This window comes from Shewanella sp. 10N.286.45.A1, from assembly GCF_041470405.1.
GTDB lineage: Bacteria > Pseudomonadota > Gammaproteobacteria > Enterobacterales > Shewanellaceae > Shewanella.
The window spans coordinates 1-24,922 of the sequence record NZ_JBFRMK010000249.1 but is presented as its reverse complement, the minus strand read 5'-3'; the positions used below and the strand labels follow the sequence as shown (position 1 = coordinate 24,922).

The 24,922-nt window shown below is 43.1% G+C and carries 21 protein-coding genes; 20 read left to right on the top strand and 1 reads right to left on the bottom strand.

The annotated features are described in order from the left end of the window. The first annotated feature begins 435 nt into the window (after positions 1–435). The 18 genes from AB4238_RS17320 (at position 436) to AB4238_RS17235 (ending at position 21,812) form a co-directional block, all read left to right on the top strand. The gene (locus AB4238_RS17320) at positions 436–891 is read left to right on the top strand and encodes a hypothetical protein (protein ID WP_371995310.1); all 456 of its coding nucleotides are present in this window, start codon (positions 436–438) and stop codon (positions 889–891) included. Positions 892–1,090: 199 nt separating this feature from the next. Then, positions 1,091–2,572, top strand: coding sequence for an NAD(P)H-hydrate dehydratase (locus AB4238_RS17315; protein WP_372034562.1), 1,482 nt, complete (start codon positions 1,091–1,093; stop codon positions 2,570–2,572). An 81-nt stretch (positions 2,573–2,653) separates the two neighbouring features. After that, the gene (gene tsaE, locus AB4238_RS17310; protein WP_372034565.1) at positions 2,654–3,130 is read left to right on the top strand and encodes a tRNA (adenosine(37)-N6)-threonylcarbamoyltransferase complex ATPase subunit type 1 TsaE; all 477 of its coding nucleotides are present in this window, start codon (positions 2,654–2,656) and stop codon (positions 3,128–3,130) included. Then, on the top strand, positions 3,114–4,433 hold the full coding sequence (locus AB4238_RS17305) for an N-acetylmuramoyl-L-alanine amidase (protein WP_372034561.1): 1,320 nt from the start codon (positions 3,114–3,116) through the stop codon (positions 4,431–4,433). Before tsaE ends, AB4238_RS17305 begins: the two co-directional genes overlap by 17 nt. 24 nt (positions 4,434–4,457) lie before the next feature. Beyond that, entirely contained in the window at positions 4,458–6,329 is a 1,872-nt protein-coding gene (gene mutL / locus AB4238_RS17300) for a DNA mismatch repair endonuclease MutL (protein WP_372034560.1), read from the top strand. Further along, positions 6,319–7,245 (top strand): tRNA (adenosine(37)-N6)-dimethylallyltransferase MiaA, encoded by a 927-nt coding sequence (miaA, locus tag AB4238_RS17295; protein ID WP_372034559.1) that lies wholly within the window; start codon positions 6,319–6,321, stop codon positions 7,243–7,245. Before mutL ends, miaA begins: the two co-directional genes overlap by 11 nt. Positions 7,246–7,340: 95 nt before the next feature. Further along, positions 7,341–7,619, top strand: coding sequence for an RNA chaperone Hfq (hfq, locus tag AB4238_RS17290; protein WP_202286414.1), 279 nt, complete (start codon positions 7,341–7,343; stop codon positions 7,617–7,619). Between the two features lie 20 nt (positions 7,620–7,639). Further along, entirely contained in the window at positions 7,640–8,935 is a 1,296-nt protein-coding gene (gene hflX / locus AB4238_RS17285) for a ribosome rescue GTPase HflX (RefSeq protein WP_372034558.1), read from the top strand. A 48-nt stretch (positions 8,936–8,983) separates the two neighbouring features. Beyond that, positions 8,984–10,123: an FtsH protease activity modulator HflK gene (gene hflK, locus AB4238_RS17280; protein ID WP_372034557.1), complete on the top strand. Its 1,140-nt coding sequence runs from the start codon at positions 8,984–8,986 to the stop codon at positions 10,121–10,123. Between the two features lie 2 nt (positions 10,124–10,125). Continuing rightward, positions 10,126–11,004, top strand: coding sequence for a protease modulator HflC (hflC, locus tag AB4238_RS17275; RefSeq protein WP_372034556.1), 879 nt, complete (start codon positions 10,126–10,128; stop codon positions 11,002–11,004). 415 nt (positions 11,005–11,419) lie between these two features. Next, entirely contained in the window at positions 11,420–12,010 is a 591-nt protein-coding gene (gene petA / locus AB4238_RS17270; protein ID WP_020910985.1) for a ubiquinol-cytochrome c reductase iron-sulfur subunit, read from the top strand. Beyond that, the gene (locus AB4238_RS17265; RefSeq protein ID WP_020910986.1) at positions 12,010–13,224 is read left to right on the top strand and encodes a cytochrome bc complex cytochrome b subunit; all 1,215 of its coding nucleotides are present in this window, start codon (positions 12,010–12,012) and stop codon (positions 13,222–13,224) included. The genes petA and AB4238_RS17265 overlap by 1 nt, the downstream gene beginning before the upstream one ends. Continuing rightward, positions 13,224–13,916 (top strand): cytochrome c1, encoded by a 693-nt coding sequence (locus AB4238_RS17260; protein WP_372034555.1) that lies wholly within the window; start codon positions 13,224–13,226, stop codon positions 13,914–13,916. The genes AB4238_RS17265 and AB4238_RS17260 overlap by 1 nt, the downstream gene beginning before the upstream one ends. Positions 13,917–14,025: 109 nt before the next feature. Next, positions 14,026–14,655 (top strand): stringent starvation protein SspA, encoded by a 630-nt coding sequence (gene sspA / locus AB4238_RS17255; RefSeq protein WP_220736546.1) that lies wholly within the window; start codon positions 14,026–14,028, stop codon positions 14,653–14,655. Continuing rightward, a complete protein-coding gene (locus tag AB4238_RS17250) occupies positions 14,655–15,110 on the top strand; it encodes a ClpXP protease specificity-enhancing factor (RefSeq protein ID WP_372034554.1) in 456 nt (151 codons plus the stop codon). Before sspA ends, AB4238_RS17250 begins: the two co-directional genes overlap by 1 nt. Positions 15,111–15,312: 202 nt before the next feature. Further along, positions 15,313–15,885: an aminodeoxychorismate/anthranilate synthase component II gene (locus tag AB4238_RS17245; RefSeq protein ID WP_372034564.1), complete on the top strand. Its 573-nt coding sequence runs from the start codon at positions 15,313–15,315 to the stop codon at positions 15,883–15,885. A 370-nt stretch (positions 15,886–16,255) separates the two neighbouring features. Then, positions 16,256–18,739, top strand: a complete 2,484-nt coding sequence (locus AB4238_RS17240; RefSeq protein ID WP_372034553.1) for a prolyl oligopeptidase family serine peptidase — start codon at positions 16,256–16,258, stop codon at positions 18,737–18,739. Positions 18,740–18,908: 169 nt separating this feature from the next. Further along, on the top strand, positions 18,909–21,812 hold the full coding sequence (locus tag AB4238_RS17235; RefSeq protein WP_372034552.1) for an insulinase family protein: 2,904 nt from the start codon (positions 18,909–18,911) through the stop codon (positions 21,810–21,812). A 128-nt stretch (positions 21,813–21,940) separates the two neighbouring features. On the opposite strand, the gene AB4238_RS17230 is transcribed toward AB4238_RS17235, so the two are convergent. Continuing rightward, entirely contained in the window at positions 21,941–23,389 is a 1,449-nt protein-coding gene (locus AB4238_RS17230; RefSeq protein ID WP_372034551.1) for a DEAD/DEAH box helicase, read from the bottom strand. Between the two features lie 371 nt (positions 23,390–23,760). Between AB4238_RS17230 and AB4238_RS17225 the strand changes: the two genes are divergently transcribed. Both AB4238_RS17225 and AB4238_RS17220 read left to right on the top strand, forming a co-directional pair. After that, positions 23,761–23,973 (top strand): DUF3565 domain-containing protein, encoded by a 213-nt coding sequence (locus AB4238_RS17225; RefSeq protein ID WP_372034550.1) that lies wholly within the window; start codon positions 23,761–23,763, stop codon positions 23,971–23,973. A 173-nt stretch (positions 23,974–24,146) separates the two neighbouring features. Then, complete coding sequence (locus AB4238_RS17220; protein ID WP_372034549.1) at positions 24,147–24,497, top strand: DUF3622 domain-containing protein; 351 nt, start codon at positions 24,147–24,149, stop codon at positions 24,495–24,497. The last annotated feature ends 425 nt before the right edge of the window (positions 24,498–24,922 follow it).

The following is a 24,922-nucleotide window of genomic DNA, read 5'->3' as shown; positions in this document are numbered from 1 at the left end:
AAATATATTTGTAGCTCAGTTGTGCTTGTAGATAAAGTTGATACCCTTTTTTGCCAAGGTATAGGTCATGGGTTATACCTCATGGGTTATAGCTCATCGGTTCGAACCCACCATTGTTTAAGCCCAACGCTCGTTCCAACCTCCAGTTTCAATACCTTTTCTTTCAAGCTTGCGCTAAAGATGTCTCTATGAGGTACTTCATGCACTAAACTTTTTATTGAGGAAAAAGCGATTTTAAATTGAAGGGAACAAGTTGGAGTGTTTGTTGCGATAGTGTGATCAAGCGCTAGTTTCTTTAATAATCTCTAAAGTAGGCGTGTTTGGAATAGACAAAACATGACAGCCTTCAAACCTTCAGTGTTTTGTTCAGACCATAATAGTATCAGACTAATTTTTAGCTTGTCACCGAAAGTGCGAGCGATAGGAGAGCGGTATATGCGTATTCAACAACTTAGTGAGCTTATAGATTATGTAGCGACTTGTCGCCTTGAGATGGCTCAGCTATATAGTCGTTTACATACCCAAGCGGATTCTTCACGAGTAAAGTTAATGCTAGAGTATTTTCAGCATCATCAGCGCCAGACAGCTGAAAAACTAGAAAATTATATCGATGAAGCGCCTAAGAAAATACTCGATACTTGGTATAAAGATATCGTTTTTGAAGACTTTGTTTCTCGTTGTCAAAAACAGACTTTACCCGCCAATATGACCGAAGATGATGTTTTAGAGCTACATCTAGAGCTCGATAATAAGCTGATAGGCTTAATCGAAAAAACCTCTTTGTCTTCAGGTTGTAGCGAAACGAAAGGCGCACTTGAAGATTTAGTCAGAGTAGAAAAAATCCAACAACAACGATTAGTGCATAGCAGTATTCGTATGGATGATATTTGATTTAATAGATCAATGATCTATTTACTTAAGGCACCGAATGGTGCCTTTTTTGATCTAAATAAACGCTAATGCAACTCTTTATTTGTGTTAGATCAAACTATTGAGATTTAAACGTTATGTGAATGAACAATTCATATGCGTTTCAGTCTGATTAGCTACTATTCTAATTTGGTTGAAGTTCAGTTCTAGGAAAAGCTTAATGAGCGAAAAGTATTTATCAGCATTATTATCAGTGTATTCAGCCGAACAAGTGAAGCAGGCTGAAATTACTGCTGTCAAAGATAGCGATATAAGCCTTTTTAATCTGGTAGAGCGGGCTGCGTCAGCGGTATTTGAACAACTTCAATCAATCGATATCCCCACTAAGTCTGTTTTAATCCTCGCTGGGCATGGCAATAATGGTGCCGATGCTTACACCACTGCTGCAATGTTGATTAAGGCAGGTTGGTCAGTTTGTTTACAAGCCTCTGTTGCGCAAAAGCCATCTGAGGAGCTAGTGCGGGCAATCGCAGAGTTTGAGGAGGCGGGCGGTTACAGCACAGCTTTTAATATTGAAAAAATAACTCAAGCGAATGTGATTATCGACGGCCTGCTAGGCACAGGAGTCAAAGGAGAGCTAAGTGATGAACTCGTCTCTATTATTAATGCTGTAAATAACAGTGTAGCGTGGGTATTGTCACTCGATGTTCCATCTGGGATTGAACCTAATACAGGCTGGGCGAGACAGGTGGCGATTGAAGCCAATATGACACTGACTTTTGGTGCTATTAAGCAAGGCTTATTGACTAGTCAGGCTCGCCACTGCTGCGGAGAGTTAATATTAGCGGATATAGGGTTGTCTCCCTATTTGCCTCAAAGTAACCTAAAAAAATTAGTCAGTGACGATCTGCCAAAGGTTTTCAAACCGAGAAGAAGAGATTCTCACAAAGGCGACAGCGGCAAAGTCACGGTGATTGGTGGTGACTTTGGTATGTCTGGTGCGGTGCGACTGGCGTCTGAATCCAGTTTGAGAAGCGGAGCTGGATTGGTTACGGTCATTTCTAGGCCTGAGCATCAGGTTGTTGTTTGTAGCACTAGGCCAGAGTTGATGTTTTGGGGATGCGAACTAGTGGATATGGAAGTCTACCTAAAACTAGGCTGGGCTGATGTACTCGTTATTGGGCCTGGGCTGGGCATTGCTGATTGGGGCTACAATTTATTAAAAGCGGTTGATCTTGCAGAAAAACCGAGTGTTATAGATGCCGATGCATTGAACCTGCTAGTGCAATTTACCCTGACGAGCAAGAATTGGGTATTGACGCCTCACCCCGGTGAAGCTGCTAGGTTACTCGGCGTCAGTATTGCTGAAATTGAACAGGATAGGTTTAACGCGGTGCGCCAACTGCATGCTAAATATGGCGGTGTGATTGTATTAAAAGGCGCAGGTACGCTAATTTATAATGGTAATGAGTGTATCGTTGCACCCGTTGGCAACCCAGGGCTTGCTAGTGGTGGTTGCGGAGATGTTTTATCCGGTATTATCGGTGCGTTAATGGCACAAGGTTATGACAATATGCAAGCAGCCTCTCTAGCGGTGGTGATTCATGGTGATGCAGCAGATCTTGCAGCTAAAGACGGAGAAAGGGGGATGCTTGCGAGTGATCTCATGCCTTTTATTCATCAGTTGGTTAATCAAATCTAGTTTAGAATTGTAGGTGTTTAGGTTAAAGTAGCGCATTGTGGATAATGTGCTAGTCGGACGCCTTTTTAAATTAATATGAATATACAATCTATCACCCTAGATCTTGAAGATGAGCAAGCTACAGTTAGCTTAGGTAATCAGTTATCAGGCTTAATTACGCCGCCGTTGACACTTTATTTGAGTGGCGATCTCGGAGCTGGTAAAACGACGTTTAGTCGTGGACTCATTCAAAGTTTAGGCCATGAGGGAGCGGTAAAAAGCCCTACTTATACCTTAGTCGAACCATACGAAATGGCGGGTATTGACGTATTTCATTTTGACCTTTACCGCCTCTATGATCCAGAAGAGCTGGAGTTCATGGGCATACGTGATTATTTCACTGAGCGTAGCTTATGCATTGTCGAGTGGCCTGATCGTGGTCACGGTCTATTACCCCAAGCTGATATACATATCTATATTAAATATGTTAATACTGGACGACAAATAGAATTACAGGCTCTCTCTGCTAAGGGCGAAGAAATATTGGCGCGTTTAAATAATAATGATAAAAAACAATAATATATTAAAGTTAGTTCTACTGTTACTTACATTATGCACATCCTTTTTTGCGCACAGCGCAAACAAATTAGAAGGCGTAAGGGTTTGGGCTGCGCCTGAATCGACACGTATCGTATTTGATTTAAGTCAATCTCCGAACTACAGCCATTTCACTTTAACGAATCCATATCGCTTAGTGGTCGATCTGAAAAAATCCTCCAATAAAGTCGATTTAGCGAAGATCGCTAACAATAGTAAGCTAGTTAAAAGAATTAGAAAGAGTTCGCCACCAGAGAAAGGCACACTCAGAATTGTTATTGATTTAACAAAGCCGCTCAAAGCAAACTTGTTTGCGCTACCTCCAACAGCACCCTATGGCAACCGTTTGGTTGTTGATCTCGACGGTGGGAGCACTAAAGCAAAAAGTCAGCCGAGTAAGCCTGCAACCGCTTTAAGAGATGTCATAGTGGCTATCGATGCAGGTCATGGTGGAGATGATCCAGGCTCGATTGGCCCTTCTGGCATGTACGAGAAAAAAGTAGTACTACAAATCGCCAAGAAAGTCGCCGCTAAAATCAATGCGACACCGGGTATGAAGGCGGTAATGACCAGGACTGGCGATTATTTCGTGAATTTGAATCGCCGTTCTGAGATTGCCCGTAACAGTAAAGCAGATCTATTGATCTCGATTCATGCTGATGCTTTTACCTCACCTCAACCTAGAGGGGCGTCAGTCTGGGTTTTATCTATGCGTCGAGCGAACAGTGAGATTGGTCGCTGGTTAGAGCAAAAAGAGAAGCATTCTGAGTTGCTCGGTGGTGCTGGTGAGATAATCCAGAATACTGATAATGAACAATATTTAGCGATGACTTTACTCGATATGTCGATGGATCGTTCGATGGCTATCAGCCATAACATCGCTGGAGATGTGTTATCCAATCTAGGTAAAGTGACAAAGCTACACAAGCACAAACCAGAGTCAGCGAGCTTTGCGGTGCTGAAATCGCCTGATATTCCATCCATATTGGTTGAGACTGGCTTTATCTCCAACCATAAAGAGGAACGTCTTTTGTCTCAGCGAGAGCATCAAAATAATATCGCTAAAGCAGTTCATAAAGGCGTAGTTAAATATTTTGAAGCCAATCCTCCGGTCAACTCGCTACTGGCGAGTAAAAGTAACACTAAACATAAAGTCCGCAGTGGTGAATCCTTATCGGTTATTGCCCATCGATACCAGATCTCGATCAGTAGCTTGAAAAAAGCCAATAAACTTAAATCCGATTCTTTAAGAATAGGGCAGACGTTGGTTATTCCACGAGCCTAATATGTTGCAGTTAAAGAGTAAAAAATGGCTATAGAAAAGTTACCACCTCAGCTTGCTAACCAAATAGCAGCCGGCGAAGTTGTTGAGCGCCCAGCGTCAGTTATCAAAGAGCTGGTAGAAAACAGCTTAGATGCTGGCGCTACTCGAGTCGATATCGAAATCGACAAAGGTGGTAGCAAACTGATCCGCATACGAGATAATGGCTCAGGGATCCCTAAACAAGACTTGAGCTTAGCCTTATCTCGTCATGCGACATCAAAGCTTAAATCTCTAGATGATTTAGAAGCCATTATGAGTTTTGGATTTCGCGGTGAAGCGTTAGCCAGTATCAGCTCTGTTTCGCGCCTAACATTAACGTCCAGAACAGAAACCCAAGCTGAAGCCTGGCAGGCAAAAGCAGAAGGCACCGAGATGGCGGTGCAAATTTTGCCAGCTGCTCACCCGGTGGGAACTACAATTGAAGCCGTCGATCTGTTTTTTAATACCCCTGCTAGGCGTCGTTTTTTAAAGAGTGATAAAACAGAGTTTACCCATATCGATGAGTGGCTAAAGCGCATTGCTTTAGTAAGAAGAGATATTCATTTTACCCTTAAAAATAATGGTAAAACAGTGCGTAACTACCGCCCTGCTATGACCGAAGTGCAATATTTGCAGCGCTTGGGCCAAGTGTGCGGTAAAGCATTTGCCGAGACCTGTTTACACATAAACTGCAGTCATAATGATCTTACTTTAAGTGGTTATCTACAAGCGCCTGATACCGCTAGCGGCTACAGTGAAACGCAGTATTTTTACGTTAACGGTAGATTGGTGAAAGATCGGTTAGTTAATCATGCCGTTCGTCAGGCATTCTCAGAATATGCTGCAGGCGTTTCTCCTGGCTATGTGCTGATGCTTGAATTAGAACCACACCAGGTTGATGTCAACGTTCATCCAGCAAAACATGAGGTTCGCTTCCATCAAAGCCGCTATGTGCATGACTATATCTTGCAAGCTCTACAATCTGCGATGGCGCAATCATCCGATTTGGGGCTTGAGGCGCAGACTGCTCCTATAGGTGAAAGTGAAGCAAACTTTGAACCTAACAGTGCAAGTAATCATGCTGCCTCTGCCGGTTATACTGAGTCGCCTACAAAGCCTACGGCTGTCAATGAACGTCCTGTAACGACAACCGCAACGAGCTATAATCAAGGGCAGTCTAGCTATAGAACACCTTTAAGAGCTGCTACTCATAGGGCGGATGTTGAACTGCCCAGCCAAAGTAGCTTAGAGGCTTATGCTAGTTTGTTGAGCAGCAGTACAACTGATGCAGCACCTACAAGCGGTAGAGTCGTTGCCAATCCACATACTTCGGCAGTGTCTGATGCTAGCGGCAAGATGCCTACTGTATTGGCTGATAAGTATTGGGTAATAGTTGAAGGCGATAACATTCGTTTACTGAGTATCGCTGATGTTGTTAAAGAAACTGCTCGACAACAGATCCAAGCTAAATTGGCGCAAGGGTTAGTGGGCCAACCTTTGTTGATGCCTGTGGCTGTACCTGTCGATAATATTTGGAATGAAGTTATTGAAACTCGAGAACAATTGCTAAGAAAGTTGGGAATTGAGCTATCTATCCGACTTGGGCAGTTGATTATTAAAAAAGTGCCCCCATATCTGAGAGACAGCCAATTGGCTGTTTTAATCCCTGAGTTATTACAATGGGTTCGATTTGAAGAGCCGAGCGATGATGCACTAGTTCTTTGGCTCGCGACACAAGCTTCAAGTCGTTTTACTGCCAGCGCCGAGGCGTGGTTAGCATTTAATGCATTAGATACTAGCGCAAAAAGCGCTCTTTATAAGCAAAGCCAAGAACTTCCTTGGCAGCAATGGATGAAAGAATCTCAGAGTGACAGATAAGAAAAAACATAAAATAATCACCTTAATGGGACCAACAGCATCAGGTAAGACTGCGTTGGCTATTGAGTTGGTGAAAAATTATGACTGCGAAATTATTTCCGTGGACTCAGCATTAATCTATCAACAAATGGATGTAGGTAGTGCTAAGCCGGATGCCGCAGAGCTTGCTGTTGCTCCTCACCACCTGATTGATATTATCGACCCTGCACAGAGCTACTCGGCAGCGGATTTTAGAAAAGATGCATTGCTCAAAATAGAAGATATCATCAGTCGCGGTAAGACCCCGTTACTGGTGGGTGGCACTATGATGTATTTTAAAGCGTTGATAGAAGGCCTATCACCACTTCCGGGTGCTAATGAGGAGATTAGGGCGCAAATAGCGGCTGAAGCAGAGGCTGATGGCTGGCAAGCTCTGCATGATCAATTGAAAGAGATTGATCCTGTTGCTGCTGAGCGTATTCACCCTAATGATCCGCAACGATTAGCAAGAGCTTTAGAGGTTTTTCGGATCAGTGGCAAGTCTTTAACTGAGCTAACGAAAGTAAAGTCAGATGCATTCCCTTACGAAGCGATTCAATTTGCGATTGCACCTAACGACAGAAAGGTGTTACATAAAGCAATAGAAACTCGTTTTAAGGCTATGTTAGGTCTAGGGTTTGTTGCAGAAGTTGAAAAATTAAAGTCACGTGATGACTTACATTTAGAACTGCCCTCTATGCGCTGCGTAGGCTATCGACAATGTTGGCAGTATTTAGATGGTGAATATGACTATGAAACTATGGTTGAAAAAGCTATTGTGGCTACTAGGCAATTAGCAAAACGTCAATTAACATGGTTACGTGGTTGGCCAGACTTAATTTGGCTTGAAAGCGGTGCTGAAAATAATTTTGATACAGTATTGCGGTATAGTCGCTAGCTAATTGGCGATAGCTGTATAATACTAAAACCAAAGAATAAAGTTTTCTAGTATTAGAATTACTATTGATATTACATAAAAAAGGAAATTAGAAAATGGCAAAGGGGCAATCTTTACAAGACCCGTTTTTGAACGCATTGCGTCGTGAACGCGTTCCAGTATCTATTTATCTTGTTAACGGCATTAAGTTACAAGGACAAGTTGAGTCTTTTGATCAGTTTGTAATTTTGCTTAAAAACACTGTAAGCCAAATGGTTTACAAGCATGCCATTTCTACTGTGGTGCCATCACGCCCATTTAACGTGAGTAACCACCAGGCGACAAATGCACAAGCTGGTTACAACGCTCAACATGACGAAAGTGATGAGAAGTAATTTTTTGAGGAGATTGCTTTTTGTTTGATCGTTATGAGGCAGGAGAACGAGCGGTACTTGTCCATATCGACTTCTCTGATGAAGATAACCGAGAAGACCTAGTAGAACTTAAACTTTTAGTTGAATCTGCTGGGGCACAATCAATCGGTGTCATTACAGGAAGTCGTCGGGCACCGGACCGTAAATTTTTTGTCGGTTCGGGTAAAGCTGAAGAATTAGCTGCGATGGTTGCGGCAACAGATGCCAATGTGGTGATATTTAACCACGCACTGAGCCCAGCTCAAGAGCGAAATCTCGAGCATATGTGTGAATGTCGAGTGCTCGATAGAACAGCGTTGATCTTGGATATTTTTGCTCAGAGAGCAAGAACCTATGAAGGCAAGTTACAGGTGGAGCTAGCGCAACTGCGCCACATGTCTACACGCCTTATCAGAGGTTGGACGCATCTAGAAAGGCAAAAGGGTGGTATTGGTCTTCGTGGACCCGGTGAAACCCAGCTTGAAACTGATAGGCGTTTATTAAGAGGGCGAATTCGCACAATTAATAAGCGTTTAGCTAAAGTTGATAAGCAACGAGATCAAAGTCGCAGAGCTAGGCAGCGAAGTGATATGTCGACGGTTTCTTTGGTCGGTTACACCAACGCTGGTAAATCGACGTTATTTAATGCATTAACAGAGTCTGATGTATACGCTGCTGACCAGTTATTCGCTACGTTAGATCCGACATTGAGAAAGCTGGAATTGCCAGATGGTCATATTGTCTTGGCGGATACAGTTGGGTTTATTAGGCACTTGCCTCATGACCTTGTTGCTGCATTTAAAGCGACATTGCAGGAAACACGGCAAGCAGATTTGCTATTGCATGTTGTTGATAGCGCAGATGAAAATATGGCTGATAATTTTGAGCAGGTACAAAACGTGCTCAAAGAGATCGACGCCGACGAAATTCCTCAGTTGATTATATGTAATAAAATCGATCTGCTGGATGAGGTGAAACCTCGCATTGATTATGATGACGAAGGTAAGCCAATCAGAGTCTGGGTGTCTGCCCAGCAACAAAAAGGCTTGGAACTAGTTCAAGAAGCTATCAACGATTTGGTTGGTAAAGCTGTTAAAGAGCTAGACTTGCAAATCCCCGCTTCGGCAGGGCACTATCTTGGTCAGTTTTATAAACTGGATGTAATACAGCAGAAAGAGTATGACGATCTGGGGAACTGTATGATCTCTGTACGCTTGTTAGAGGCCGATTGGCGTCGACTGGTTAAGCAGAGCCTTGGTGAAATAGAAACTTTTATCGTCGATGATGTCGCCGTATAAATAGTAATTTTAGTAATCTCGTTTATTTCATACACTATGGAGTACTAAATGGCTTGGAACGAGCCCGGTAACAAGGGTCAAGACCCTTGGGGAAAGAAAGGTGGTAACGATAAGGGACCACCAGATCTAGATGAAGTTTTTCGTAACCTTTCTAAACGCTTTGGCGGAAAAGGCAATGGTTCAGGCAATGGCATAAGTTCAATGAGCTTAGTGATTGTTTTGGCTATTGCTGTTGTGGTTTGGGGGCTATCTGGCTTCTACACTGTTAAAGAAGCCGAGAAAGGTGTTGAGTTGCGTTTTGGTGGCTATATTGGAGAAGTTGATCCAGGCCTGCAATGGAAAGCAACCTTCATTGATGAAGTTACTCCAGTGAACGTGCAAACGGTTCGCTCGATCCCTGCTTCTGGTAGCATGCTAACGGCTGATGAAAATGTGGTCTTAGTTCAACTAGACGTACAATTTCGTGTCAACAATGCCAAGAACTATCTTTACAGCGTAGTTGACGCTGATGCTAGTTTACGTGAAGCCACTGACAGTGCATTGCGCTACGTGATCGGCCATAACACCATGGATGATATTTTGACTACAGGTCGAGATAAGATCCGTCGTGATACATGGAACGAGATTGAGCGTATTATTGAGCCCTACAACCTAGGTATCATGATTGTCGATGTTAACTTCTTGCCTGCTCGTCCACCTGAAGAGGTTAAAGATGCCTTTGATGACGCGATTGCAGCTCAAGAGGATGAACAACGCTTTATCCGTGAAGCAGAAGCTTACTCTCGTCAGTTAGAGCCTAAAGTTCGTGGTACTGTACAAAGAATGGATCAACAAGCTAAAGCTTATAAGCAAAGAGTCACGCTTGAAGCCCAAGGTAAAGTTGCCCGCTTTGAACAGTTGCTTCCTGAATATCAGGCAGCCCCAGATGTTACTCGTGAGCGTATGTATTTCGATACGATGCAAGAAGTAATGAGTGGGACTAGCAAGGTGCTTATTGATGCTAAAAATAGCGGCAATTTAATGTATTTGCCACTCGATAAGTTGATGCAAAATAGTCAGTCAAATAAGTCTGTTAGCACTAAAAGTAAACCCGCACAGCCTATAATGTCGGTCAACAGCACGACAAATAATAGCAGCATGCCTCTTGATGGTCGTCCATCAAGAGGTGATCGTACGGGGAGGAATTAAGTATGGGTAAATTTACTGCGGTAATAGCAGCTGTACTTGTTGCAATCATTTTGTCATCACTTTTAGTCGTTAATGAAGGCGAGCGAGCGATCGTTTCGCGATTTGGTAAAGTCCTAAAAGATGACGGTGTTACACGCGTTTACACGCCTGGCTTACACATTAAGATCCCCGGTCTTGATAAAATCAAGTTCATGGATTCTCGTGTACAGACGCTAGATGGTGCAGCAGATCGCTTCGTAACTTCAGAGAAGAAAGATCTTATGGTCGATTCTTATGTGAAGTGGCGCATCTTGGATTTTGAACGTTACTACTTGTCAACCAATGGCGGTATTAAGGCTAACGCTGAAACCTTGCTACAACGCAAGATCAACAATGACCTTCGTACTGAGTTTGGTCGCCGTACGATTAAAGAGATCGTTTCTGGTAGTCGTGACGAGTTGCAATCTGATGCACTTGAAAATGCTTCTGAGAGTGCGTCGGATCTAGGTATTGAAGTGGTTGACGTTCGTGTTAAGCAGATCAATCTGCCAGCAAACGTTAGTACCAGTATTTACCAGCGTATGCGAGCTGAGCGCCAAGCTGTTGCAAAAGAGCATCGCGCTCAAGGGCAAGAGCAAGCTGAGATCATTCGTGCTAAGACAGATGCTAGTGTGACGATTCAAACCGCTGAAGCTGAACGTAAAGCGTTGACGACTCGTGGTGAAGGTGATGCTGAAGCCGCTAAAATATATGCAGAGGCTTACACTAAGGACCCTGAGTTCTTTAGCTTTATGCGAAGCTTAGATGCTTATAAATCGAGTTTTGATGGTGACCGTGATGTCATGGTACTTGAACCTGATAGCGAGTTCTTTAGATATATGAAGAGCTCTACAGGTAAATAACCTCCTCGCTTGATCTTAAAAGGCCTAACATGTGTTAGGCCTTTTTTATGCTTGAATGATTTAATTTTTAGGCTTGAATTTTATTCTTACCTATTCAGTCAACTATTCTGCTGTATCCACAATAACATCACTTTAGAATGTATAAGTGGCTAATTTAGAACAAGATAATTAAAATGCATTTTCATGTTCTTTTAAGTTAATTTACATAAAATGTTAGCCGAGATGCTTTCTTTTTGCGCAGAATGGCCACTAAAAGCAACATAGTTAACTTTGTTGTGTGTTTTAACTATGATCTGGTTCTAATTTTTGGCTATAATGAGCCCCGCCTCAAATTTAGATTTTTAATCTCTGGCTTAAGTCAGAATTTAAGAAACTTAATAAAACAAAAATTCCAACACTCTCTGGAGACAAGTGGATGAGCAATGCGCCAGTCGATACCGGACGTCGCAGATTTCTGACCGCAGCAACCGCCGTAGTAGGTGGTGCTGGTGCCGCTGCTGTAGCGGTTCCGTTTATAAAGTCATGGAATCCGAGTGCCAAAGCGAAAGCAGCAGGTGCGCCGGTTGAAGTAAACATAAGTAAAGTCGAGCCAGGTCAACTTATTCGAGTTGAATGGCGTGGTAAACCTGTATGGGTTGTTCGTCGTACACAGGAGATCTTAGATGGTCTACCTACTATTGACGCTCAGCTTCGCGATCCAGACTCTGTTGAACCACAGCAGCCTGTTTACGCACAAAACCCAGGGCGTTCAATTAAGGCAGAGTACTTCATAGCCGTTGGCTTATGTACTCACCTAGGTTGTTCTCCAACTTACTTACCAGACACATTTGGTGAGCAAGTAGAGGGTGTTGCTTCAGGATTCTTCTGTCCTTGTCACGGTTCTAAGTTTGATATGGCTGGTCGCGTATTCCAAGGTGTACCTGCGCCATTGAACTTAGTTATCCCTCCACATCAGTATATTGATGATGGCACCGTGATTATCGGTGTTGATAAAGGAGCTGCGTAATGGTTAAGAATATCATTGATTGGATTGATGCTCGTATCCCGATGACCGCGACGTATAATCGTCACGTAGGTCAATATGCGACACCAACCAACTTTAACTTTTGGTACTTTTTTGGCTCACTAGCCATGCTAGTACTTGTTAACCAGCTGCTTACCGGTATTTGGTTAACAATGAACTATGTTCCAACAGCAGAAGGTGCGTTTGCTTCAATTGAATACATCATGCGTGATGTTGAGTATGGTTGGTTGCTGCGATATATGCACTCCACCGGTGCTTCGGCCTTCTTTGTGGTGATCTATCTGCATATGTTCCGTGGACTTATCTACGGTTCATACCAGAAACCTAGAGAGCTACTATGGCTATTCGGTATGCTTATCTTCCTAGTGTTGATGGCAGAAGCATTTATGGGTTACTTGCTACCTTGGGGACAGATGTCTTACTGGGGTGCACAGGTAATTATCTCATTGTTCGGTGCTATTCCCGTTATTGGTGATGACTTAACATTGTGGATCCGTGGTGACTTTGTTGTCTCCGGCGCAACCCTGAACCGTTTCTTTGCATTGCATGTTATCGCACTACCGTTAGTACTTGTTGTGTTGGTGTTCTTACACCTAATTGCACTGCATGAAGTGGGGTCAAATAACCCTGATGGTATCGAGATTAAGAAGAACAAAGATGAGAATGGCTGGCCAAAAGATGGTATCCCATTCCACCCTTACTACACAGTTAAAGATATCATGGGCGTTGCTGGCTTCTTGATTGTCTTCTGTTATGTATTGTTCTTTATGCCAGAAGGTGGTGGTTACTTCCTTGAGAAGCCAAACTTTGAAGCGGCTAACCCAATGAAGACGCCAGAGCATATTGCGCCAGTTTGGTATTTCACACCTTTCTATGCAATTTTGCGTGCGATTCCAGATAAGTTAATGGGTGTTATCGGCATGGGCTTAGCCATTGCTGTACTGTTTATCTTACCTTGGTTAGATCGTTGTAGTGTTAAGTCAATTCGCTACCGCAGCATGGCTCACAAGCTAAACATCAGCCAGTTTGCAGTTTCATTTGTAGTATTGGGCTACTTGGGCGCCGTTCCAGCAACCCCAGCACTAACAATTGCAGCACGTATCTTTACGGTGACTTATTTTGGCTTCTTCTTACTACTATGGATTTATAGTAAGAATGAGAAAACTAAGCCTGTTCCAGAGAGGTTGACACACTAATGAAAAAATTATTGATTGCATTAGTCGCCTTGGTTCCAACTATGGCAATGTCTGCAGGCGGTGCGCACCTTGAAAGTGCTAACATCGACCTGAATGACCAAGAGTCACTGCAGCGTGGTTTGGATCACTTCCAAAACAACTGCGCAGGTTGCCATAGTACTCAGTATCAGCGTTACGAGCGTGTAGCGACGGATTTGGGTATTTCGCTGGACGATATGCGTGCTAAATATATCCATGACGACGCCAAAATTGGTGAGTTGATGGAAAATTCAATTCCAGAAGCCGATGCGGCTAAGTGGTTTGGTGCAACGCCACCAGACTTAACGCTAGTGGCTCGTGTTCGCGGTGAAGATTGGATTTATACATACCTTAAGGGTTTCTATAAAGATGAATCTCGCCCATTTGGTGTCAATAATACTGTTTTCCCTTCAGTGGGTATGCCTCATGTTCTACAAGAACTTCAAGGGCTTGCTGTTAAACAGGAAGACGGTAGTTTAGTTGCAACTGGCGGCACCCTATCTGCTGAAGAGTATGACCAATATGTCCGTGATCTTACTGGCTACTTGGTTTACGCTGGCGACCCTGTAAAACTTGAGCGTGAAAGTTTAGGTTGGTGGGTGATGGGCTTCCTATTTATTTTCTTTATTGTGGCCTACCTCTTAAAGAAAGAATACTGGAAAGATGTACACTAAGCCCTATTAAAGGGTAGAATGTATTATCCGCATATTGTAAACGGGGAGCTTTGCTCCTCGTTTGCTTTTGCATTTTTGCTTTTTGAATTGTGAATCCCGGAGGGTATCAATGGCTGTTGCTGCCAACAAACGCTCAATCATGACCCTGTATTCAGGCGCAGATGACCTTTACAGTCATCAGGTACGTATCGTTCTTGCTGAAAAAGGCGTAACGGTTGACGTATTGCAGGTTGATCCAGATGAGATCCCTGAAGACTTGATCGAGCTAAACCCGTACAACACTGTGCCTACATTGGTTGACAGAGAATTAGTACTGTATAACTCTCGCATTATTATGGAATATTTAGATGAGCGTTTTCCTCATCCTCCACTAATGCCTGTTTATCCGGTTTCACGTGGTCAAACTCGTCTTTGGATGCACCGCATCGAAGAAGATTGGTATGCACTTGTAGAGCGTATTAGAAAAGGCGATCGTGCAGAAGCGGCTCGTAAAGAGTTGACTGAAAGCTTAACCGCTATCGCACCTATCTTCGGTGAAGTGCCTTACTTTATGAGTGAAGAGTTCGGTTTAGCCGATTGCTACCTAGGCCCATTATTATGGCGTCTACCAGTATTGGGTATCGAGCTAGATAACCGTGCTGCAAAAGATATTAAAGCCTACATGACTCGCCTGTTTGACCGCGAATCATTCAAAGCTTCTTTGACAGAGACTGAGCGCGAAATGCGCATGGGTATCTAATGAAAGAGTTAACCCCGAATCGTCCATATTTGTTAAGGGCTTATTATGACTGGCTGATGGATAACCAGTTAACGCCCCATGTTGTTGTTGATGCTTATGTGCCTGGCACCCAAGTTCCGCAGCAGTATGTTAAAGATGGTCAGATTGTACTTAATATTACCGAAAGTGCTGTAGGCGGACTACAGATCACTAATGAGTTTATTGAGTTCAGTGCACGTTTTGGCGGTGTACCTCAGCAGGTTTTGTTGCCTATGGCTGCAATTGTCGCTATCTATGCCAGAGAAAATGGCGCCGGTACTGTCTTTGATGTTGAAGAAGCGTACCAATTAGAAGAAACTGAAGAAGCGGGGCTTTCTGTAGTAGAAGAACCTGTTGCTGAAGTTAGTGAGCCTGAAGAGATCAAAGAAGAGGTTAAGGAACCTAAACGCCGAGGTCATTTGACCTTAGTTAAATAGGTTGTAACCAGACAGAAAAGCCAGTCATTTGACTGGCTTTTTTATTGGAAAAATTTACTCAAAAGCTAGAGTGCAGTGAAGATGTGTTAACTCTGTGGTAGCATCTGCGCCCAACTACACTATTACTCAGTGGCATCAAAGGCGAGCTTCTCGGGCTTTGACATTAAATGGCGCTAAAGAAGAACAGGTTTACGGCATCGCTATGATCTTAATGATCGATAACTACGACTCTTTTACTTATAACTTGGTGCAATATTTTCAGCAATTGCAGCAAAGTATTATCGTTAAGCGAAATGACGAGCTTACCCTTGCAGATATAGAGTCTATTAACCCAACTCATATAGTGATCTCCCCCGGTCCATGTACGCCAAATGAAGCAGGACTCTCGCTAAAGGTCATACAAGAATTTTCTGGCAAAGTCCCTATTCTAGGAGTTTGTTTAGGGCACCAAGCCATCGCACAAGTTTTTGGTTCTGAAGTCGTAAAGGCTAAAAGAGTGATGCACGGCAAAACCAGTAAAATCGTCCATAACGGAATAGGCCTTTTCGACGGCCTTAATAATCCATTAACGGTTACCCGTTATCACTCGTTATTGATTGATGAAGTTCCCGCAGGTTTTAGCTTGGATGCTTGGTATGATGATCCAATTCATGGGCAAGAGATAATGGCGATGAGTTGTGCCGCTAGTAAAATTTACTCTGTGCAGTTCCACCCAGAATCTATTTTGACTGAGCAAGGCCATAACTTGTTAGCCAATTTTATAGATATCACCTAATACCAATTAGTACTAATCAATATGTGAATTTAGTCTACTCAGAGTGTTTTTTTACAAATTAATTTAAGGCGGGTAAATGGCCTAATGGTGATACCGTTATACGTTTATTCAATACTGAAATAAGAAACATTGCTTAAGGCGACTTTAGCGGCTGTGATATTGCGTTAATGAACTTGAGCGACGAAATACAAAGTTATTCACTCAAAGCCTCTCCCAAAACAGCTAAACTCTTGCTGAACGAGCAAATCTTTATACTGATGGAGATAAATTGCTACTATCTGTTACAAAGTTTACTCAATTTTAGACAAGTCCCTTTAAGAAAGTGTGGTATAAAAGTCCGCAAAAATACCAATAATAAAAGGGATGGATAATGAAGGACGTCATTCGTCATATCGGATTGAGTGCGCTAACAGTCGCTATTTTAGCGGGTTGCTCTTCGACAACGACTACAGATGCACCAGTAGTAGAAAAGAATCTCTCAACAAATGTTGTGGCTTTATCTGCACCACCACAAGTAGATCAAGCGCTTACGCTAAATCAAATCATGGCTAATCCAGATTGGATGGGCTTACAAGCAAAAGGCGCATATTGGAGTGACGATGGTCAGTCCATCTATTTTGCTCGCCAAGCTCACGGTTCACCGACTCGCACTTATTACCAGCAAAGTATTACTGACACAGTTGCAAGTGAACTCGCCCTAAATCAATTACACGCAGCAGATCAAGAGTACGGGGTATTAGACAATAACAAAGCCCGCAAAGCTTACATATACCAAGGCAACTTGTTCGTTAAAGATCTCAGCTCGTCAAAAATTACCCAATTGACCCGTCAAAATACTAAAGTCGATGGCGTTCGTTTTCTTAATAACGGCGATATCGCTTATTGGCAGGGAGATAATATTTTCAAGATAGACCATAACTCTGGTCTGTCTGAGCAGCTAGCAAACATCAAAATGGCAGCAGAGCCAAAAGGTGTGCAAGAGCCAACAAGCTATATTGTTAAACAGCAGCATCGCCTAATTGAGTATGTTGCACTGCAACAAAGTAATGCTAAATCTAAACAGCAGTATAAAGAAGCGCTAGCTAAAGCGGATCCGACTATGTCTGCAAAGACATGGTATTTGGGCGATTCAGAAACGGTGACAGAACTGAGTTTATCACCAGATGGACGCTATGTTTTGTTGTCACTGCGAGACAAAGATTATAGCTGGCGCGGTGAACATGACATTATGCCTAATTACTTAGGTAAGGATGGTTATGTGGATGCTGTGCCTGCTCGAGCTCGCGTAGCGGAAGATACACCACCTGGTGAACGTCTAGTACTGCTCGACTTACAAACTCATAGCAAAAAAGATATCACCATCGAAGGCCTTACTGGTTTTGATGAAGATGTGCTTGCAAGTGTGAAAGCTGAAAACGCCAAAGCAAAAGGCGAAAGCTATAACAGTGAAAAGTCAGCTCGTAAGATCCAACGCATTCAAGATTGGGGCTGGTCACAAAGCGCTATGCAGTGGAGTGAATCTGGCGACAAACTCGCGGTAATGCTTGAAGCTGTGGACAATAAAGATCGTTGGATAGCGACAGTTGATCTGACTAAAGGCAAGTTAAAGACAGAGCACCGTTTACATGATGATGCGTGGATTAACTACAACTTTAATCAATACGGTTGGTTACCTAATAGCGATAGCCTTTACTACCTTTCTGAGGAAACTGGCTATTCACACTTGTACTTAAAAGCCAGTGGTGAAAAAGCGCGTGCTTTGACTCAAGGCCAATATGTGGTGAGTGATATTACCCTAGGCCCTAAAGCGCAGTTTATCTACTACAAAGCTAATAAGAGCCATCCAGGTATTGATAATGTTTATCGAGTAGAGATTGCTAGCGGTAAAGATGAGCAGTTGACTCAATGGCAAGGTCAGCTTGATTATAGTTTGAGTCCAGATGGCAAACAGTTACTCCTCAATGCCTCTACTCGCACAAGACCTGCTGAGCTATTTGTGCAGCCACTTGGTGGCGAGATGAAGCAGCTAACTGACTATACCAGCGATGCATTTAAAGATTACGCTTGGCAAGCACCAGAAGTTGTTGCTGTACCGTCAACGCATGGTGCAGGTGAAGTGTATGCACGGGTTTATTTGCCACAAGGATATAGCAAAGACAACGCTGACAAGTATCCAGCGGTTATTTTTAACCACGGTGCAGGTTACTTGCAAAATGCTCACTACGGCTTCTCAGGCTACTTTAGAGAGTTCATGTTCCATAACTTACTAGCGCAACAAGGCTATGTAGTGATGGATATGGATTACCGTGGTTCAAAAGGTTATGGCCGTGATTGGCGTACTGCTGTTTATCGTCAAATGGGTACGCCTGAGGTTGAAGACCTTAAAGATGGCGTCAGTTGGATGGCGGCAAATGCCAATGTTGATGCGGGCAAAGTAGGGACTTACGGCGGTTCATATGGTGGGTTCTTAACATTTATGGCACTATTTAATGAGCCTGAACTGTTCCAAGCGGGTGCGGCACTGCGTCCAGTAACAGATTGGGCCCATTACAATGCACCTTACACCTCTAATATTTTGAATACCCCAGATGTTGACCCCATTGCGTATGAGCGTAGTTCACCAATTGAGCACGCTGAAGGTTTACAAAAACCATTATTGATCATGAGCGGTGTGCTAGATGACAACGTATTTTTTCAAGATAGCGTGCGTCTAGTACAACGTTTGATTGAACTTGAAAAGCCTATGTTTGAAACGGCTATCTATCCGGTTGAGCCCCATGGTTTCCGTCAACCATCAAGCTGGTTAGATGAATATCGCCGTATACACAAGCTTTTCGAGCAAGAACTTAAATAAACCTCAAAAAATAATTAAACAATAAAAGGCGCCTTTAGGGCGCCTTTTTTATTGATTTTGTTGCGTTTATGTTAATTTGGTTGGTTTCTCTTCAGCTTTACAACTCCTTACTGCATAAAGTATACCTTTAGTTGATTTATGTTAATCAGTCACTGTTCAAGGAAGAAAGATGAGAGTTACCAAGCACTATTATTTAACCATGACCTTGTGTGCCACCGCGGTAATTAGTAGCGGTTGTGGTCAACAGCAATCTGTTACACCTGCTAGCACCGAAGTTGTCAGCATTAACAGCACTGTCGATTCCAATGAGATCAAAAAAAGTGTCAATGACCAGCGCCTTTACCGTGCGATTACTCTGGATAACAAACTCGAAGTGGTTTTAGTGTCAGATCCGAGTATTGAAAAGTCAGCTGCAGCGCTGAGTGTCGGCGTGGGCTCTTACCAGGAGCCCGCAGAGTTTGGCGGCTTAGCTCACTACTTAGAACATATGCTGTTTCTTGGCACCAAGAGCTACCCAGAGGTGGGAGATTACACTAAGTTCGTTATTAAAAATGGTGGTTCACTAAACGCTTACACTCAGCTTGATCACACTAACTATATGATTGCTGTGAATAATGCAGCCTATGATGAAGCTTTAGCGCGTTTCTCTGGCTTTTTCTATGAACCCATTCTAGATGCTACTTATGCAGATAAAGAGCGCAACGCGGTGCATTCAGAGTGGAGCATGAAAGGGCCAAATGACTATGTAATTATGGGCGCACTAGATGGCGTCACGCTCAATCAAAGCCATCCTATCTCGCAGTTTAACTGGGGCAACCTTAATTCGTTATCGGACAAAGGTGAGCGCACACTGCAAAAAGAGCTATTGGCTTTTTACGATAAATATTATTCTGCCAACTTGATGAAAGCGACATTGATCAGTAACCGCTCACTCGATGAAATGGAAAAGCTGGCACATAAGCACTTTTCAAAAGTCATTAATAAAGATGTCGAAAAGCCAGTGATAACGACGCTAGCCTCGACTGACAAGGAGGCGGGTAAGCTAATCCGTTATCTGCCGCAAACAGAGATAAATCAGCTGCAAGTGAAGTTTGTGATTGATAATAATATTAAGCAGTTTGAGGTCAAGCCTAACAAATTTCTGACGCACCTTATTAGCAGTGAAATGCCGGATACGCTGGCAGCTAGATTACGCCAATTAGGATTGATTGAAAACCTATACGCTTACGCCGAACCAGATAAGTATGGTAGCCAAGGCAGCTTTATTATTCATGCCGATTTAACTGCCGATGGTTTGAAAAATCGTGAGTTAGTGGTCGGTACTATATTCAAATATTTATCCTTGCTACAACAAAAGGGAGTAGATGAGCGCTACTTTAAAGAGATTAAGCAATCACTTGATAATGATTTCCGTTTTGTTGAGAAATATAACGATTATGCCTATGCGATGAGAATCGCTGCCGGGCTACAAAAATACCCGGCGCAATCAGTGCTGAGCAGCGGGTTTGATTATGCTCGCTTCGATGCTGATGCCGTTAACCAAGTGCTTTCACAGTTGACAGTTGACAATGCACGAGTGCTTTATATCGATAAAGACCAACCAGTCGATACCGATATGGAGAACTTCAAAGGTCGCTATAAAGTTGAGCCCATTGACGAGGAAATGAGTGACTCATGGCTGGCTCAAGTAACGAGTATAGAGTTGGGGTTACCGAGCGTAAACCGCATGATGCCGGAAAATTTTGATGTTGTAACCGCTAAATATTCGTCGCCGAAATTGATAGTTAATAGTGAAGAGTCTGAGGTTTACTTAACTCACTCTCAACTATTTAGTCAGCCGAAAGGGTATTTTGCTCTGAAGCTTAATAGTGGGGTCGACAAAATCAGCGCTAAGCAGCAAGTTATGGCACAGCTGCTGATGAAATCATGGCGCAATAACGTATTACCTGAGGTTAAAGGTGAGGCTCGTGCAGCTGGGATTTACTTAGGGGTATGGATTGAAAATGGCTTGTCTGCTTGGGTAAGTGGTTTTACTGATAAACAACCAGCATTATTGAAAACAGTATTGACTCAGCTACAAAGTGCTAGCATAACCGATGTCGAACTGCAGAACTTAAAAGCTGCGCTTGAGGCGGAGTTACGCAGTAACCAGAAACAAATCGTTATTCAGCAATCATTCAACGCATTTAATAAGTTAGTTAATAGCGATCAGTTTGAGGATGCTAGTTTACTGGCGCAGATTGACTCGATAACAACTGAATCGCTGTTGGCATTTAAAAATGAGCTATTTAAAAATGGTAAACCACGTGTTTTTGCCTATGGCAATTACCAAGAGGAACAACTTGCGACTACGGTTAAGCAAGTGGTAAACCTATTGCCGCAAGAACGTGTTATTGAGCCGACTTATTTTTCACCTCTTATTGATCTAACGTCAAAATCGATTGTTAATTTGCAAGCCGATATAGATATGACAGATGTGGGATTAGTGGATGCAAAATTCACTGAGTTGACCCCAAAAACTGCAGCTACGGCGATGGTATTACAAAACCTGCTGCAACCCAGTGCATTTAATCAATTGCGCACAGAAGAGCAGCTTGGGTATTCTGTTGGCTTCTATAGCCAGAGAATGCGTGAACATGTTTCGATGGCAATGTACATACAGTCGCCTGTAAAGGGGCCTGATGCATTACTCACTCGATTTAATGCCTTTAAAAATCAATTCTCTAAAGAGCTCTCGACAACAACCAGTGACAGTATTGCGGCGATAAAAGACAGCGTTTTGGTTGGGCTAACGCAGCCACCTAAAAACATTCAGGAAGAGGCGCGTCCTTCTTATAAAGATTGGTTAGAATATAAAACTGATTTTGTTAGTCATGAGCAGTTGATTGCAGCGGTAAAGCAGGTGACTCTAGAAGATGTGCAAGCACTCTTTGTTGAACTGGCTGCTGAAGATAAGTTAGCTAGAGTGGTAGTGCAACTGCGTGGCACCGAGTTTAAAGACTCGAAGTTTGCTGACTTTAGCCAACAAAAGAAGGTGGTTAGTATTGATGAGTTCCATCAGCAAAAACTGTAACGATATCGAATTGAAATAAGAGATTTTAGCCAGGATAGTCTCTTAAAGTCATCGTTATAAAAAAGTCCTAATACATGACTGTATTAGGACTTTTTATTTTTAAGCTGTTGGCCTAAAGCGGAATATGATTAGCCTTGAGAACTGTTGTCACTGCGGCGAGTTCGGCGCTGGCCGGATAATGGTGCTGAGCCCGGCTTGCTTGATCTAGCATGCCTAGGGTTCTTATCATTTGGCTTATGGCCACGAGCGGCTTCACCGCTGCGCTGTCCATCTTTATGCTCGCTCTTGCCTGCACCATCTTGTTGGCTACGGTTTTGGCCTTGACGATTGGCTGGCTTGCCACCTGAATTAGAACGCTTTTGGTTCGAGCCGCGAGCGTTGCTATTACGCGGACCTTTGTTTTGTCCGTGAGTTTTACGGGTTAAATCTGTCTCTGGCAGGTTATGGCTTGGCTCAAACCCTTCAATCACTCTGCGCTCTAGATTTTGCTTAATAAGCAGCTCGATATCGCGAAGTAGTTTAATCTCTTCATCGCTGACCAGTGATACAGCTTGCCCAGTGGCGCCAGCTCGACCTGTACGGCCGATACGATGCACGTAATCCTCAGGCACGTTTGGCAGGTCGAAGTTAACCACTTGCGGTAACTGGTCAATATCAAGGCCACGTGCCGCAATATCGGTTGCAACTAATACGCGAACATCACCACTCTTAAATTCAGCTAACGCTTTTGTGCGTGCACCTTGGCTCTTATTGCCGTGGATAGCAGCAGCGGTAATTCCTTTTGCGTCGAGGCTTTTAGCCAGACGGTTAGCGCCGTGCTTAGTTCGGCTAAAGACGAGTACTTGCTGCCAATCGTGCTGCTTGATTAACTTGACCAATACTGCCGCTTTCTGACCTTTATCAACCGGACATATCCACTGCTTAACCGTGTTAGCTGTTGCGTTACGCGGTGTGACAGATATCTCCACTGGGTTGTTAACTAAGCCTTTTGCCAGCTTACGGATATCATCAGAGAAGGTTGCCGAGAACATAAGGTTCTGACGTTTAGCAGGTAAGATCGCGAGTATTTTCTTAATGTCGTGAATAAAGCCCATATCTAGCATACGGTCAGCTTCATCGAGAACGAGCACTTCAAGCTGACTAAAGTTAACAGCGCGTTGATTATAAAGATCGAGCAGTCGACCTGGGGTAGCCACCAAGATATCAACGCCACGGTTAAGTTTGGTTATTTGCGGGCCAATACCTACGCCGCCAAAAATGACTGCAGATTTAAGAGGTAAGTTTTTGCCGTATGTCTCAACACTTTCACCCACTTGGGCCGCAAGTTCACGTGTTGGAGTCAGCACTAATGCTCTGACCTGTTTTGCAGAGGCTTTGTTGCCTTTTGAAAGTCGTTCTAATAGTGGCAGAGTGAAACCAGCAGTTTTACCTGTACCGGTTTGCGCCGCAGCCATGACGTCTTTACCTTCAAGTACCGCGGGGATCGCTTGCGCTTGAATTGGAGAGGGGGTGTCATAGCCTTTATTGGCAACAGCTTTCAAAATTTGGGTAGATAAACCCAGTGACGCAAAACTCATAGATTGGTCTCATTTCGGCCAGCCAAGCTGGCTTAAAGCGCGCTGACTGCAGTTATAGGGGAGCTGGCATATGCTAGCGGCCGTGCAGCTTACAGGATCTGCTTAAAAAGCGCCATTTAATAAACGATAGCACCAGGGTATTCATTATCGATTAAGTATAGGGCGAGTATTGAATGATTGGTTATCGTCTAATGCTGAAGATTGTAAGCAAATAGCACTTATTTGAACAAAATCTCTTATTTGTGTGATTTTTAGTCATTTAAAAGATGTTGTTTCGAGGCCGCACGTGTTAATCTCGCGCCCCTGAAAGATTATCTACTGACCTCAACCTAAACGTAGTCGAACATTTTCTGCTACTTAAGGCGTATGTCGTGCTACAAGCCATTATTAATTATCATCTAGATGATGAACAACATTGGGTTGCTGAACTTGTTTGTGGTCATAACCAGCATGTGCGCCATCGTCCTCCTTGGGAGCGACGTGACTGGGTCACAAGTGTTAGCGGTAGACAATCGATGCTTGGTTACATGCTGTATTGCAAGCAATGCGAGCTGAAGGTGACAGAAAGTCAAAGTAGTGTTTAAGCTTAATAGCTCGTCACACAACTGATTTACGACTATGGTTTATTTTTGGCGTTAAATCGCTGGCAGAATATTAAAGGTGATAGCTAAGCATAGCTCTAGCTGTTACTCATTGATTGGGCTTGAACTTTTATAGAGCTCAAAGTATTACGATTATTGTTAGGAAAATAAGTAACATGACACAAACAAAGAAGTATGATTTTCGCGTTGTTCAAGATAAAGAAACTTGGACTGGCCAGATCACTCGTCGCCAATCAGCTAGAAAAATAGTTGTTTCGAAAACCCAAAAAGGTTTTGCAACAGAAGCTGAAGCCACTGCATGGGGCGAAACTGAGCTTAAATCATTCTTAGAAAATCTTGTTAAGCGTAACGAACGCAAAGCAAAAGCGCGTGAAGAGCGTAATAAAGCTGCTGATGAAAAAGAGTTAGCAGCAGATGCATGGCGCAGTGCACGCGATGAAAGATCAGAGTCAAATAGCGATTTTGATGAAGACAACCTTGATTACGGCTCTGACGCTGAACGTTAATTGAGATGACTAGTTGCTAATCGCGACCAGTTAAAAAGTGAACCGTGTAGAGCTTAGCTTGCACGGTTTTTTTATGGCTGAAACAGAATACCAACCATTATGTCATTTATGAATTTTGAATAAACTCGCCAAAAAAATACATTGAGTCGATCAGCTTCTTATACTGATTGGATAAGCTAATTGATTTTCAATCCACCTCATTCTTTGATCTAGCTCAATTTTTGTGAGTCTAGTAACAATTACAGAACTGGCGTTTTATTCTGCGTTTAATGCCTGCGATACTACAACCTTATATACCTCAAGCCCGCTATTTGTTTTGGCGTGCGGAACTAACACTTAAGTCAGTCCTCTTAAGTACAGCTCCGTGGCTGATAACCCTTAGCCGATTTATTTCGATAATTTATTAAGCTTATACCAATCAGTAT